We start from the raw sequence: 14,579 nt of genomic DNA on the forward strand, positions 1-14,579 counted from the left end.
TTTGATCTACATGTCAAAGAAATTTTTCATCCTACTCAGCACTGTTTTTTTGTTGATCGGAGCCAGTTCATTTTATTACGACAAATATTTTGAAATAACAAAAAATATTGAAATATTTGCTAATGTTTATAAGGAAATAAACAATAATTTTGTAGACGAAACCAATCCTTCGAAATTAATGAAAGTAGGGATTGATGCGATGCTTGCCTCACTTGATCCTTTTACGAATTATATTTCCGAAGCCCAAATAGAAAACTATCGTCTGACAGTAGAAGGAAAGTACAACGGCATAGGTGCCAAGGCTAAAAAAATGGGAGATCACCTGACTATCACAGAAGTGTTCAAAGACTACCCGGCATACAAAGCAGGTTTAAGGGCAGGAGATCAAATTTTGAAAGTCAACAATCAAGACGCAAAAGGCAAAGATAGCGAGGATCTCAACCATATCATGAGAGGTATTCCCAAATCAGAAGTTGATGTGGAAATACTCAGACCAGGTTCAAGTCAATCTCAAAAATTTACTATCATCAGAGATGAAGTTAACATACCAAATGTGCCTTACTCATCTATACTGAGAGATTCCATTGCTTATATCAGCTTGACCACTTTCACAGACAATGCTGGAAAAAATGTCCAAGATGCCCTGAGAAAACTAAAAGCAGAAAATGCCAATATCAAAGGAGTGATCTTAGACCTGAGAGACAATGGTGGCGGCCTTTTGCATGAAGCCGTAAATGTATGTAATACTTTTGTTCCTGCCGGACAAACAATTGCCACCACGAGGTCAAAACAAAAGGAAAAGGACATGACTTACAAAACCCAAATGAATCCAGTGGACGAAAGTATGCCCGTTGCAGTTCTGATCAATAAAAACTCTGCATCCGCTTCAGAAATCGTAAGCGGCACCTTACAGGATTTAGACAGAGCAGTCATTTTAGGACAAATTTCATATGGGAAAGGACTTGTGCAAAATACTCGTGATGTAGGGTATAATGCAATTGTTAAATTGACCATAGCTAAATATTACATACCCTCAGGTAGATGCATCCAAAGTGTGAAATATGAAAATGGAGAAGTCGTACATCTGCCGGATTCGTTGAGGACGCTCTTCAAAACGAAAAATGGAAGACCTGTATACGATGGAGGAGGAATTAAACCCGATATAGAAGTTCCAGAAGCAAATTTTCCTGAAATCGTACAAAAGATTGTAGATCAAGATTTTATATTCAATTATGTCACTCATTATTTACTGAAGAATTCCGCACCGGAAAAACCTGAAAACTTTGAATTCAACCAGTTTAACGATTTTGTGGACTACTTGAAACAGAACAAATTCGATGATAAGTCAGACGCCGAATCCAAATGGGCTGATTTTGAAAAAGAACTCAAGAAATCAGGACAATCATCAATGATAACACAAACTCAGACCATTAAAAATAATTTGGACCAGCTACAATGGCTACAAATTCAAGACAATAAAGATTTGATTTCCAATCTGATAGAAGAAGAGATTGCTTCTCGAACCGGTTATGAATCAGGAAGGTATGCAAAGAGACTTGGACAGGATAAATTGGTTGCTGAAGCCATCAGCACCCTGCTGTCCAATGAAAAAATGAAATCCATTCTTCATACTCCATGAGCTTTTTGAATCCTCAGACAACATCCCAACCGCCTATTTTAGCTATTGAGACTGCCACCGATTACTGCTCAATGGCATTGTGCAATAGAGATGGTATTTGGTTCAATAAAGAGGAATTGAAGGCTGACCCTGTACGTGTTTTGTCTGACTGGCTAGATAGACTAACAGCTGAGGCTGACCTTGGACTAGCTGATCTCAAAGCGATTGCAGTATCCATCGGTCCTGGTTCTTTTACCGGACTTAGAGCGGGAATCTCCTTTGCAAAAGGTCTTAGCTATGGATTGGATATCCCTATCTTGGGTATTTCATCATTGGAAGGTATCGCACTAGGAATGCGGATGATCAATGCCGATTTTGACTATTATTTACCGATGATAGATGCCAGAAGAGACGAGGTTTATATGGCTGTTTACGATAGAGACGGTAAAAGCCTCAAAAAAGCTTTCAGCCATGACTTTTCCCTCACAGTCGAGATTCCTGATCTGGAAAGTGGAGCAAAGCTTGCTTTGGGCGGAAGCGGGGCAGCGAAAACTGAGATTTTTTTGAAAAATTATGAAACCACTTTGAGCGAAATCGTTTCACACGCCAGCTATATAGGAATCATAGGCAAAAAGAGGTATGAGACAAAAATTTGGGACGACAGATCGACTTTAGCACCTGATTATATTAAAGAACCTAACATTACAACAGCAAAAGTTAAAATATATAAAACATTGAACTAAAAGGACCTTAGGAGAATTTTTATATATATAAAAGAAAAATATCAGTTTATCAAATAAGAAAAAAAGCTCCCAGCACAAAATTGGCACTGTTTTGGATTCATTTCAGCTCGTATTAGATCAACAAAAAAATTCCCGAAAATGAGGAACAAAAAAAACGAAACGATTACGCTGAAGAAGGGGGGCAAGGATATACAGCTCGACTATGCCGATTTAAGAAAGGCTGTGTTGGTTCTCCGCGCTGTCAATCACAAGCTGCGCCAGCGCGTCATTGACCTTTTGGAGGAAAATGACACGATGACTGTCACTGACATTTACATTAAGTTGAGGTTAGAGCAATCCGTTGCATCTCAGCATCTGGCAATTTTGAGACGCGCAGGAGTGGTTGCTACAGAGCGCCAAGGAAAATTCATCTATTACTCACTGGATCGTGATCGTTTGAACCAAATTTCCAAACTCGTGGAAGAACTCGCTGGCTAAATTGTAAGTCCTTAAAAATCAATCTCTATCGTATTAAAAGCTTCTACACTACATTACTTCAAGTAAGTGACCACTTAACAAATAAAAAAAATATTTAATATTTATTTGTAAAATCGGATAATGTTCGCATCTTTGTCCCATTAAGGTCAACTACGAATCAAAATAAGAAGCCCCCGATGAGGAAAGCTAAGGTCATTTTCAATCCGGTCAAGCTCGATTATTCATGCGAGCTAATGCGAGCTCTGGCTCATCCACTCCGCCTAAAAATTCTGGAGTTTATCGACAAAAATGGTATGGTAAATGTCAATATGATATACCACTCCCTTGAAATCGAACAATCTGTAACCTCCCAGCATCTCAGTATACTGAGGCTTGCAGGAGTTATACAGACAGAAAAATTAGGCAAGTTTGTCCACTGTAAAATCAATTACAGTTGTGTAGAAAAGGCGCAGATCGCTGTAAGAAATTTTCTGAGTAAAAAAGAAAAAGCCTGAAGAATGAGTTTTATTACTTAATCATCTGACTTTTTACTTTAAAAGAAACATAAAAACCGGAAATCTCATCATTGATTTGATCTCCGGTTTTTGTCATTTAACCCCAATTTTTATGTTTAAACTTGAGGTGAAAGACTAATTGAGAATAATAATGAAGCTTTTAATGTAAGCAAGTGGTTTCACGAAGCGAAAATCTGGTGATTGATTTAAGTCGCTCTTGGTTAACGGAGCAGAACTTTGCCGGGATATGTCTTTCCTCTTCGTGGAGTAAACTGGTGACATTTCAATTGGTCAATAATGATATTACCTAACTCAGCTTCCTGGGCAAGTTTCAAAAAAAATTCTACTTTGCTGAATAATGCATATTGCTAAGCCTTGATTTTGAAGTCAACTTGGTACGATTTGTATTTTTAGGTAAATTTAGGTTTAATTCCTTCCTTTCTTTTGTATTATACTTGATCTACAAGCGATACTTAAGTAAAATCTATTCAGAGAACAATAGCGACTTTTCATTTGAAACGTGAAAAGCTGAATCGCTTCTAATGAAACTCTTCAACTGCCTGTATATTCTTATCAGATCCAAGGGCCTTTTCCTTTGAGCTACCCTGATAAAAGATCAAAAAAAGACAAATTCCACAGAAAATAGACGAGTCTGCCAGGTTAAACACAGGGCTAAAAAATTCAAACGGTTCACTTGGCCAAATAGGACTCCAATTCGGCAAGGTAAAATGAAACATTGGAAAATAGAACATATCCACTACTTTGCCCATCATAAAAGGGGCATATCCTCCTTCCTCAGGTAAAAAAGTAGCCAAGCCTCCATGATAAGGTGAATTTGAAAAGATTAATCCATAAAAAGCGCTATCGAGGATGTTTCCAATAGCACCTGCTAGAATCATAGAGAAAGCAATAATCAATCCGTTTCGCTCTTTCGCTTTGATGAGTTGCAATAATATATAAATGATGAAACCAACGGCGACGACCCGGAACGTACTCAGAGCAAGCTTGCCCCAAAATGCTCCCAGGCTAAGCCCAAATGCCATTCCTTCGTTCTCTACAAAGTGGATTCTGGCCCACTGCTGTCCGAACATGAGAAACTCCTCTCCCTGCTCCATATGTGTCTTAACCCAGATCTTTAAAACCTGATCCATAACTAAGATCGACAATACTACGATCAATGAAAGAAGTCCGAGTTTACGATTGTCCATTTTTAAGTTTTGCTTAATCTCTGATTAACGTTCCACCACAATACTACAGCAACCCAATATAAATAAAGATCAGTTGACAAAGTTTAATGGATTTTGTGGTGTCTTCCCTTTCCAAATTTCAAAGTGCATTTCAAAAGCTCCCTTCTCATTTGATCGAGCTTTACCAATTTTCATCCCTCTTGTAATCCATTCCTTTTGTCGGACTAAGACACTTTCCAACTGCGAATACACTGTATAAATTTCACCGACTCTTGTCAGCACCATGTACGTATCATTTGGCAAGCGAGCTATCTGAATAACCTCCGCATCATTACTCACTGATACAAAAGGATCATTCGTCTGCACGTCAATCCCATTATTATTGGTATAGATATTTGGAGCAGCTGCAGTTTTGCCAAATCGCGAAATTATTGTCCCTCCTGTAACCGGAAATTGCCATTCAGAAGAGTACCTATGTGACCCCGCTGAATTATTTGCCTCATTACTACTATTTGAACATATCGATTTCAAGACAATGGCTTCAAGTTTCTCTTGCTTCATTTTAAAACCTGCTAATTCCGCTTTTAGATCGGCTTCTTTGTTCACCATACTTCTCATTAGAATGCTGCTTTTATCCAAATCAGACGCGAGATTAAGTTTTTCGGCGCTCAGTTGAGAAACCATGTTTGCAACACTATCTCTTTTTTGCTGTAGTCTATCTTTGTTCGAAAAATAGGAATGCAGAGTAACTTTCAATTGCCTTAACTGTTGCCCCTTTATTTGTTCCCATTGATTTATCCAATACCATTTCAGAATTTTGTCACTCAATTCTTGATCCGCACCTGAAACAAGGGAGGTATTTCCTGCACAGATATGTTTCCACTTCATTCTCCAAATCGCGCTAAGTTGTACTTTCAGATGGTCTATTTTCTGAACATCCTTTTCATTGTTTTTCTCCAGATTAATGATTTCCGTTGAGATATGGGTATTTTGCTTATTGAGTTCAGAAATCAACTCTGTCCTGTAATCCAGTTGACTCCTAGACATCTGAATTGTTGAGAGTAAAGAAAGTTTCTCCTTTTGAGAATCAGATAAAAGCTGATTTATTTTTGTTATTGATTTTTTAATTTCGTCCAATCTCCCTTGAGGGAGCACTTCGGATAAAAAAGCTGAACATATCACAACCAGACTTCCGAATAAACAAACCATTCCCAACCAATGGATCCTCCTAATGCTCATTTAATTTGATTTGTAATGGGAAGGAATATCAAACTTCATATTGGTTATACGATCAAATGACCAGTAATCAAAAACAAACAAGATACTCATTTTTCCCTCTTCGGGATCTTGGATAACCAAACTACATTTCTTTTGGAGCACTTTTGAATTTTCCATTTGTTTTTCAATGACTTTCCAGGTAGCAGATCTGCCTTGTTGTAAATAATTAAATTGCAAAGGAAAATAATCTTGCTTATCCACTTGAACCATGGTTTGAAACAACTCAGAAACGCCTTCAAGTTTTACACTCAAATCATTTTCACTGACAAAATACTTTAAATATTCGGATAAATAGCATCCGGAGGTCAATAAATCTTGAATTAAATAATGATCAAATGGGACATGAAACTTCTCTTGGTAATCGCTGGTAGAAAATCTCTGTACTTCTTGATTTATCCTATCTAGTAAAATTGCCGAATCAGGTGTGATCTTTGCCCTAAATACTTCAAAACCCAACTTCCTCACAGAGATAATCATCATTGAATCCTGTTTACATTGAATGATAAATGAAGCAGATTGATCTCCAATGCGAGTGGTTCCCTGTAACTCACCTTTTGTAGTAAAATAACCAAAATCATTTCGCGATTGTAATTTCTCGATAATGGCGTCCAGGCCTTTGATTTCCTTCTTCTCTACAGTAGATGGATTATTCATTTTTCGAGAACTTCCACAACCCATGAAAAAGATGGATAAAACCACCATGCCAAAAATGAATCTGCTTACTTTCAATTTTCTAGTTTTTTCAAATATGATTCAATTTTCATTTTATCTTCAGCATATGGCAACATGGATTTTAGCAAAAGAACTGCTTCAGATTTTTTTCCTGATGTACTTAAGATTCTCGATCTCAAAATAGTTTGATCGATGTTTAATTCGATACCAGATTGCACAATTCTGTCCATACTTTTACTTGCATTCAAAATGTCTCCCTTGCAAAAACTGGTATTCGATTGGCTGAATAATCTGTACTCCAAAGGCAATTTATCATCAGCCCAGGCTTCTGAAAGCTTTTGTCCCAGATCATTCTGTTGTTTGACTTCACAATTTTCAGCTAAAGAATATTCAATTATCTGAGCTGATGATAAATTGTTGATTTCGATACTTTGTATCAAAGCTTTAGCTTCATCATTTTTATTCTTTGCCATTAAAAGACGATATTGCAATATCTTAGAATCAATAACTTTGCTTGTATTGGAACCAATCATTGGCATTAATCTTTTAATTTCGTCATCTGCTTCTTCATATTTCCGGAGTTCAATCAGTGCCCTTGCAAGCGCAAAATACAAATAACTTTGATTTGGAAAATAATTTAAGGCGATGTTTAAATATTTTTCAAGAGAGATCCACCTATTGCTTTGTATCAAACTATAAATTCCATGTTCCCAAACAGAGTAAGGAACTTTTCCAAGTTCAATTGCTCTAATATACTGATTTGATGCTTCCCGGTATTCTTTCTTCAAAAACAATGCATCACCATACAAGGCTTGTAGTTTGAGATCATTTTTATTCTCATATGCCAATTGGTGTATTTCATTTTTTATCCGATTGGAGAAAGCTGTGTCTGTCAAAAAGTGTTCTGATTCCAGTACTGGTATCATTTTTTTTATTTTCTCATCGATAGTTATTGTCGGGTCATTTGAAAATTGCCCGAATTGAACTTCCGTCACCCCGGAGCCCATTGATTGTTTATTAAATCTCTTATTTGAAGGATCTATTTTCCGTAGTCGCTCCATATAAGCAAGAGCTTGTTCAGTATTGGAACTATTCTCATAAAACTGTATCATTTTTTCCAATAAATCGGTATTTTCCGGATATTTTATAAGTGCACCTTCCAGTGCTTCTTTGGCTTTTTTATCTTTTTTCAGAAGAGAATAAAGCTCGGCCTTCCTTATGGCAATCAAAGGATTTAATCCAAATTCAGCTTGTGCCGATTCCATTATTCCGAGAGCTTCTTCGGGTTTTTCTGCTTGCAAAAACCTGAGTGCAGCATTGTCGTACATGGTATAATTATCCGGTTCCAGGCGGCTTAAAGCTGCATAAGCTTCTGCTGCGGATTGGTTGCGTCCGTATTCATCCATCAGATTAGCTTGATACACCCAGAACCATTTATTTGATTGTGCCAGCCTTGTACATTCTGTTATTGCCTTAATAGCATCTTCATGTCTGCCTGATTTGCGATAGAGTCGAGCCAGATAAAATAGTGCCGTAGACCTCGAATCCTGGCTTTCTGCTAATTTTTCAAAAAGTTCTGCCGCCTTAGGTAAGTTGCCTATGGCTTCTTGTTTTATGGCTTCAATAAACTCGCTTTCTCTAGGTAAATTGAGCTGAGATAAATCCTGCTGTGCTCCCGCATGAAGAGCTAAAAACATCAAGAAGAATAGTAAAATATAGTATTTCAAAGAATTTAAATTATTTTGCAAAATTGAACGCTTTTTTTGAATCAAAAATTTCATTTTTATTCGACCTCTGTCACTTTGAGCATGTTCGTGCGGAGTTTTTTGTGTAGTGGCATGCTACCTGTATTGACGACCATATCTCCTGCTTTAACTTTGCCGTCGGCTTTTAGGATTTCTATAAGGTCTTCTATGGTCTCGTCAGTGGAAGTATTTCTATCATAGTAATAACACCTAACTCCCCATACTAAATTAAGTGTACCCAGCATGTGGTGAGCAGGTGAAAATATATAAATGGGGCAGTTGGGTCGATAGCAAGAAGTCTTAAATGCTGTATATCCTGAAACCGTAAGGCCAACAATGGCTTTGGCACCAATTTCTTCTGCTGTACGTGCCGCATTAAAACAAACCACGTCGCTGTAGAAAGTCGATGATTTTTCCGAAGGTATAGGTTTGCGAAATTGATTCGGATAAAATTTCTCTGCTTCGAGAATGATCCTATTCATTGCTTCCACCACAATATCTGGATGCTTGCCCACGGAAGTTTCTCCACTGAGCATTACTGCATCAGCACCATCAAGTACCGCATTTGCCACATCAGTAACTTCTGCTCTTGTTGGACTCGGATTGACAATCATGGAATCCATCATCTGTGTGGCCACGATGACAGGTCTTGATCTTTGGATGCACTTGTTGATGATCATTTTCTGTATCATGGGAAGTTTTTCAAGCGGCATTTCCACCCCGAGATCTCCTCGTGCTACCATAATACCATTGCTTGCTTTGATAATATGATCTATATTGTGAACGGCTTCCGGTTTCTCGATTTTCGAAATCACTTTTGCAGGGTGACCAGCATTTTCGATACGAGCGATCAGATCCTCCACATCTGAGGCTTTCCTGACAAAAGAGAGAGCTATCCAATTTACCGGCTGTGTCAAAATGAAATCAAGATCATTTAGATCTTTCTCCGTAAGGCTTGGCAAGGAAACCGCTGTATCCGGCAAATTTACACCTTTGTTCGACGAAAGAATTCCACCAAAGAGTACTTTCAGGCGGACTGTATCTACTTTGTTGGTTTCCAATACTTCAAATACAAGCTTACCATCGTCTACGAGTATTTTTTCTCCAGGACGAACATCCCGGGCAAAATAATCATAGCTCATATAAATCTGTTCTTTAGTCCCAATACATTCCTGGTCTTTAAAGGTGAGGATGTCCCCTGGATTCAGTTCCAGCGCATTATTTTCGACCTTCCCGATACGAAGCTTTGGACCTTGCAAATCCGCCAAAATACCGACATGAGCGTCAAATTCCCCATTGATTCGCACAATATGGTCTATTACGGATTTGTGATCATCGTGCGTTCCATGAGAGAAATTAAGTCTGAAGATAGAGACACCGCTCCTGACGAGATCAAGGAGTTTTTCATAGGTATTGCAAGCAGGGCCTACAGTCGCGACAATTTTAGTATTTCGATTTAACATAAAAATCTTTGATTAAATGGAACAATTATGGGTATGGATAATGTTTTACCGCAAAACAAAATAAAAAAACGCAATTTCTTTGGTATTCCCTAAGTGAATCCCTTAATTTGCGCAATGGTTTAATACAAATCATTTTAAAAATGTCAACAATAGCAGAAAAAGTCAAGCAAATCATTGTCGAAAAACTCGGAGTAGATGAGTCAGAAGTCACCAATGAGGCTAGTTTTGTAAACGACCTCGGTGCGGATTCTCTAGACACTGTCGAACTAATTATGGAATTTGAAAAAGCATTTGATACATCTATACCGGATGATCAGGCAGAAAAGATCCAGACAGTAGGTCAAGCTGTGAGCTATTTGGAAGCAAATTGCAAATAATCCGAAAAAAATAACTGATCCGGCGCATTTTCTCAGTAGATTGTGCCGGTTCTTATTTTTATCCTACAAATCTTTATGCGGCGAGTCGTCATAACAGGAATCGGTGTTTTATCTCCAATTGGAAATGGTCAAAAAGCATATCTGGATGGCCTTCAATCAGGCGTCAGTGGTGCAGGGCCAATTACTCGTTTTGATGCGAGTTTGTTCAAGACTAAATTTGCCTGTGAACTAAAAAATTTCTCAGCTGAAGAAGTTTTAGACAAAAAAGAGGCCCGTAAGCTTGACCCATTTGCCCAATATGCATTGGTTGTCGCTGAAGAGGCGATGAAGAACAGTGAGATTCAGTTAGATCAGGTCGATCGAACGCGATTTGGAGTCATTTGGGGTAGTGGTATAGGTGGGTTTTATACTTTGGAAACGGATATTTCTGAAGCGGCACTTCATACAGGACCTCCCAGATACAGCCCTTTTTTGATACCAAAATTAATTTCTGATATTGCACCAGGCCATATTTCAATTAAATACGGCTTGATGGGTATCAACTATGGTACTGTTTCTGCCTGTGCATCTTCGTCTCATGCCATTTCCAATGCTTTTGATTACATCAGACATGGCAAAGCCGACCTCATGATGACGGGTGGATCTGAAGCCGCAATTACAAAAGCTGGTGTAGGTGGATTTTCATCTATGAAAGCATTGTCAGAAAGAAATGATGACCCGAAGACAGCGTCTCGTCCTTATGATAAAGACAGAGATGGATTTGTCCTGGGAGAAGGAGCAGGTGCTATGATCCTTGAAGAATATGAACATGCGGTCAAACGTGGAGCAAAGATATATGCCGAACTCATTGGAACAGGGCTTACGGCTGATGCTTATCACATTACCGCTCCGCATCCTGAGGGTCTTGGTGCTAGGGCAGCCATGGAGCATGCACTCAAAGAAGCACAGCTCAAGCCATCTGATATTGATTACATTAATACGCATGGGACCTCAACACCACTTGGCGATATCGCTGAAGTAAAAGCTATCCAACAAGTCTTTGGGGAACATACCTACAAACTCAATATTTCCAGCACAAAATCAATGACTGGTCATTTACTCGGTGCTGCCGGTGTGATAGAATGCATTGCCGGAATTCTTGCCATTCAACACGATTTTATTCCTCCTACCATAAATCACTTTACTGATGATCCAGAACTGGATCCTAAAATTAATTTTACCTTCAATCAAGCGCAATCGAGGAAAATAAATATTTTCCTGAGTAACACTTTTGGCTTTGGGGGTCATAACAGTAGCGTGATTTTCAAAAGATGTTAGGATATATTCTCAAGTATTATAAAAAAACTTCTCACAGGTATTTTTCTAAGGATAAATACTTTGTGGAAAGACTGAAGGAGTTAATTGGATTTACTCCCAGCAATATAGCAATTTTTAAAACTGCTTTCCATCATAAGTCTACTTTCAATAACAATCCTCAAACATCCAAAGGGATTTATCAATCTAATGAAAGGTTAGAATACCTCGGGGATGCATTGTTAAGCTTTGTCGTAGGGGAATATTTATTTATGAAATACCCACATGCTGATGAAGGTTTTCTAACTAAAATGAGATCCAAGATCGTAAAGCGAAAAACTTTGAATTATATCGCTGAGCAAATGGGCCTGGATCACTTGATGCTTGAATTCAACCAAGCACCGATATCTCAATCTATGCTTGGAAATGCACTTGAAGCTTTGGTCGGCAGCATATTTTTGGAACAAGGTTTTGAATTCACAAGACAATACATATTACAAAACATCCTTAGAAAGTTTGTCAACGTGGATGAATTGGAATCCACAGATGACAATTTTAAAAGCCAATTGTTGGAATGGTGCCAAAAACATACTAAAGAAATCGATTTTAAGGTATTGGAAAAATTCAAAACCGATAAACGTGATCGATTTAAAATTGCAGTTATTCTGGATGGAAAAGAAATCTGCTCCGCAGAGGATTTCAATAAAAAAAGCGCAGAACAAATGGCTGCTGGTCTGGCAATGAAAGAATTGGGAATTCAAGCAACTTCATCAGGTTGTTTATAAGCAAGCTTATTGTAAAGTGCAAATTTTGGACTATTTCAAATGTTAGTTACACATTTAGTTTCCAAAAAATATCATATTTATTGTGGCGAAAACAAATTCATGTATAGACTTATTTTCTTCATTTACAATTTATACAAATTATGCGCTTAATATTTTACATTATTTTTTCTCTATTGTTATATGATTTCGGGCTCAGTCAACAAGCTTATACTTCATCACAATATGCTGTCAGAGCTGAATATGATATCCCTTATCAAACTGCTGTAGATTATGCAGGAAATACTATCAATCTCAAATTAGATTTGTACAAACCGGTTGGAGACAATAATTGTAAGCGGCCTATCATCGTTTTTACGCATGGAGGATCTTGGATTGGCGGTGATCGCAAACAAGCTTCATTTATCAATGTAGCACGTGGTATGGCTGCAAGAGGCTGGCTTGTTGCTTCAATCCAATATCGACTCGGTACACACAAACGCAGTAACTATACACCATATGTATTATGTCCGGTTGAATATGGATGCGTGTATAACTATGATACTGCAGAAGTATTCCGGGCGAATTACAGAGGAATGCAGGATATGAAAGCCGCTTTAAGATTTGTCAAAGCCAGGTCTGATATTGACAGCAGTGACCAGAATGTCACATTTATTGCAGGCGAAAGTGCAGGTGCATTTGTGGCTTATTGGGCAGCTTATTTGAATGAAGAATTCGAAAAACCTGCAATGTGCAATGGCATACAATCCGTCAACCCGGCAGATGCTGATCTCAAACTCTGCCAACCCTCTACTATCAGTTTGCTGCGACCTGATCTGGGCAGCATCAGAGGAGAAATAAAATCTACTGATCATACGGATGAATCAGTACTTGGTGTTGCAATAATGATCGGAGGACAACTTGGCCATTTAGACATCAAAGCAGGCGATCCTGCACTCTACGTCTATCATAATACGAACGATGCGATAGCTGATATTCAGGAAAAACCATTACTTAGTCCATTATTTCAAAATTGTTTTAACCCATTTAACTTGTGTCAACCTATGGATAATATGCCATGGGCAAAAGGTGGAAGAGCGGTTCTTAAATACCTGAACTCGCTTACCGGCCATCCAATTTTATTTGATGATACACAAGATACAGGCAATAATTATTGTGATACGAATTTGCCTGGACATGCTATTTATCTTCAAGATGTGCGAGCTCAAAAAATTGCCAATTTTTTTGCACCAATTATTGAATCAAAAGGGAATATTCCTTCTTCTACTTGTAATACTACAGGGAATTTGAGCCCTGATTTGCAAAATAACATACAGTTTTATATCAGTCATTCTAAAATCAATTGGTCCTACGACTTGGATATTAAAAATATTGAAATCTATGATTTGACCGGAAGATTGATAATGGACAATTCTGTAAAAAACTCTTCGCATGAAGTAGATTTAAAAGATAAGATAACTCCAGGATTGTATATTGTAAAAGCATACACAAGCTTAAAAAATCTACATTCTCAAAAGATATACATCAAATAATTTTTCATACATTTTTCCAATGATTTTATGCAAGCCTTTGATCAAATTCAACAATCTTATAATTCCTACTATAATTATCTTAAATACGAAATACTTAATCCATCTTGGCACAATTATTTTTATATTTTAATTTTATTTTCCATTTTGGTTTATGGTCTTGAATTAGCTTTTCCTTGGAGGAAAAATCAGCCAAGAATTAGGAAAGATTTTTGGTTAGACATATTTTATATGTTTTTTAATTTTTTTATCTTTTCATTAATATTTTATGCTGCATTCTCTGATTTTTTTGTTAACTTGTTTAACAATTTCTTGGGACTATTTGGTATAAAAAATATTGTAGCTGTGGAAATAGGTTCTTGGCCGACTTGGTTACAATTATTATTAATGTTCATCTTAAGAGATTTTATTCAGTGGAATGTTCATCGACTATTACACAAAAGTACCACTTTATGGGAATTTCACAAGGTGCATCATTCTGTTCAACAGATGGGATTTGCAGCTCATCTCCGCTTTCACTTTGGAGAAACTATTCTATACAGAAGTATTGAATACATTCCACTGGCAATGATTGGTTTTGGCCTGGATGATTTTTTTATTGTACACATCATAGCATTACTGATCGGGCATCTGAATCATGCCAATATATATTTACCACTAGGACCATTAAAATATATTTTTAATTCCCCTCAAATGCACATTTGGCATCATGCACAGCATTTACCTAAAGGCTCCTATGGTGTCAACTATGGATTGAGTTTGAGTATCTGGGATTATATATTTGGGACAGTGTACTGGCCAGATAATGGACGAGACGAAGTCCTTGGTTTTGAAAAAATAAATTTATATCCTAAAGGATTTCTGGGACAGATTGCAGATCCTTTCAAAAGAATATTTCGATAGAAATCGGCAAGTTATAGT

General features: G+C 37.5%; 14 protein-coding genes. 9 read left to right on the plus strand and 5 right to left on the minus strand.

Features of this window, described 5'->3' with window-relative positions; genetic code table 11:
* Nucleotides 1-10 precede the first annotated feature (10 nt).
* From IPI99_02780 to IPI99_02795, 4 genes are all read left to right on the plus strand, one after another.
* Nucleotides 11-1,639, plus strand: a complete 1,629-nt coding sequence (locus tag IPI99_02780; protein ID MBK7339435.1) for a S41 family peptidase — start codon at nt 11-13, stop codon at nt 1,637-1,639.
* Complete coding sequence (gene tsaB / locus IPI99_02785; protein MBK7339436.1) at nt 1,636-2,361, plus strand: tRNA (adenosine(37)-N6)-threonylcarbamoyltransferase complex dimerization subunit type 1 TsaB; 726 nt, start codon at nt 1,636-1,638, stop codon at nt 2,359-2,361. The genes IPI99_02780 and tsaB overlap by 4 nt, the downstream gene beginning before the upstream one ends.
* 138 nt (nt 2,362-2,499) lie before the next feature.
* Nucleotides 2,500-2,838 (plus strand): helix-turn-helix transcriptional regulator, encoded by a 339-nt coding sequence (locus IPI99_02790; GenBank protein MBK7339437.1) that lies wholly within the window; start codon nt 2,500-2,502, stop codon nt 2,836-2,838.
* A 176-nt stretch (nt 2,839-3,014) separates the two neighbouring features.
* Nucleotides 3,015-3,332, plus strand: coding sequence for a helix-turn-helix transcriptional regulator (locus tag IPI99_02795; GenBank protein MBK7339438.1), 318 nt, complete (start codon nt 3,015-3,017; stop codon nt 3,330-3,332).
* 539 nt (nt 3,333-3,871) lie between these two features.
* On the opposite strand, the gene IPI99_02800 is transcribed toward IPI99_02795, so the two are convergent.
* From IPI99_02800 to pyk, 5 genes are all read right to left on the minus strand, one after another.
* Entirely contained in the window at nt 3,872-4,540 is a 669-nt protein-coding gene (locus tag IPI99_02800) for a lipoprotein signal peptidase (protein MBK7339439.1), read from the minus strand.
* Between the two features lie 69 nt (nt 4,541-4,609).
* Nucleotides 4,610-5,758: a peptidoglycan DD-metalloendopeptidase family protein gene (locus IPI99_02805; GenBank protein ID MBK7339440.1), complete on the minus strand. Its 1,149-nt coding sequence runs from the start codon at nt 5,756-5,758 to the stop codon at nt 4,610-4,612.
* A complete protein-coding gene (locus IPI99_02810) occupies nt 5,759-6,526 on the minus strand; it encodes a DUF4292 domain-containing protein (protein ID MBK7339441.1) in 768 nt (255 codons plus the stop codon).
* Entirely contained in the window at nt 6,523-8,196 is a 1,674-nt protein-coding gene (locus IPI99_02815) for a tetratricopeptide repeat protein (GenBank protein ID MBK7339442.1), read from the minus strand. Before IPI99_02815 ends, IPI99_02810 begins: the two co-directional genes overlap by 4 nt.
* A gap of 56 nt (nt 8,197-8,252) precedes the next feature.
* Nucleotides 8,253-9,677, minus strand: coding sequence for a pyruvate kinase (pyk, locus tag IPI99_02820; protein MBK7339443.1), 1,425 nt, complete (start codon nt 9,675-9,677; stop codon nt 8,253-8,255).
* 140 nt (nt 9,678-9,817) lie between these two features.
* Between pyk and IPI99_02825 the strand changes: the two genes are divergently transcribed.
* The 5 genes from IPI99_02825 (at nt 9,818) to IPI99_02845 (ending at nt 14,561) form a co-directional block, all read left to right on the plus strand.
* Nucleotides 9,818-10,054 (plus strand): acyl carrier protein, encoded by a 237-nt coding sequence (locus IPI99_02825; protein ID MBK7339444.1) that lies wholly within the window; start codon nt 9,818-9,820, stop codon nt 10,052-10,054.
* A gap of 69 nt (nt 10,055-10,123) precedes the next feature.
* Complete coding sequence (gene fabF / locus IPI99_02830; protein MBK7339445.1) at nt 10,124-11,371, plus strand: beta-ketoacyl-ACP synthase II; 1,248 nt, start codon at nt 10,124-10,126, stop codon at nt 11,369-11,371.
* 71 nt (nt 11,372-11,442) lie between these two features.
* Entirely contained in the window at nt 11,443-12,132 is a 690-nt protein-coding gene (gene rnc / locus IPI99_02835; GenBank protein ID MBK7339446.1) for a ribonuclease III, read from the plus strand.
* A 140-nt stretch (nt 12,133-12,272) separates the two neighbouring features.
* Entirely contained in the window at nt 12,273-13,661 is a 1,389-nt protein-coding gene (locus tag IPI99_02840) for a carboxylesterase family protein (protein ID MBK7339447.1), read from the plus strand.
* 27 nt (nt 13,662-13,688) lie between these two features.
* Nucleotides 13,689-14,561, plus strand: coding sequence for a sterol desaturase family protein (locus IPI99_02845; protein ID MBK7339448.1), 873 nt, complete (start codon nt 13,689-13,691; stop codon nt 14,559-14,561).
* Nucleotides 14,562-14,579 lie beyond the last annotated feature (18 nt).

It is taken from the genome of Saprospiraceae bacterium (genome assembly GCA_016710235.1).
Lineage (GTDB): Bacteria > Bacteroidota > Bacteroidia > Chitinophagales > Saprospiraceae > Vicinibacter.

Bases quoted from the DNA above. Each gene is read 5' to 3' on its own strand.
- IPI99_02825 (MBK7339444.1), top strand. From the start codon at position 9,818: ATGTCAACAATAGCAGAAAAAGTCAAGCAAATCATTGTCGAAAAACTC.
- IPI99_02805 (MBK7339440.1), bottom strand. From the start codon at position 5,758: ATGAGCATTAGGAGGATCCATTGGTTGGGAATGGTTTGTTTATTCGGA.
- IPI99_02800 (MBK7339439.1), bottom strand. From the start codon at position 4,540: ATGGACAATCGTAAACTCGGACTTCTTTCATTGATCGTAGTATTGTCG.
- IPI99_02795 (MBK7339438.1), top strand. From the start codon at position 3,015: ATGAGGAAAGCTAAGGTCATTTTCAATCCGGTCAAGCTCGATTATTCA.
- IPI99_02790 (MBK7339437.1), top strand. From the start codon at position 2,500: ATGAGGAACAAAAAAAACGAAACGATTACGCTGAAGAAGGGGGGCAAG.
- pyk (MBK7339443.1), bottom strand. From the start codon at position 9,677: ATGTTAAATCGAAATACTAAAATTGTCGCGACTGTAGGCCCTGCTTGC.
- IPI99_02845 (MBK7339448.1), top strand. From the start codon at position 13,689: ATGCAAGCCTTTGATCAAATTCAACAATCTTATAATTCCTACTATAAT.
- IPI99_02780 (MBK7339435.1), top strand. From the start codon at position 11: ATGTCAAAGAAATTTTTCATCCTACTCAGCACTGTTTTTTTGTTGATC.
- tsaB (MBK7339436.1), top strand. From the start codon at position 1,636: ATGAGCTTTTTGAATCCTCAGACAACATCCCAACCGCCTATTTTAGCT.
- IPI99_02840 (MBK7339447.1), top strand. From the start codon at position 12,273: ATGCGCTTAATATTTTACATTATTTTTTCTCTATTGTTATATGATTTC.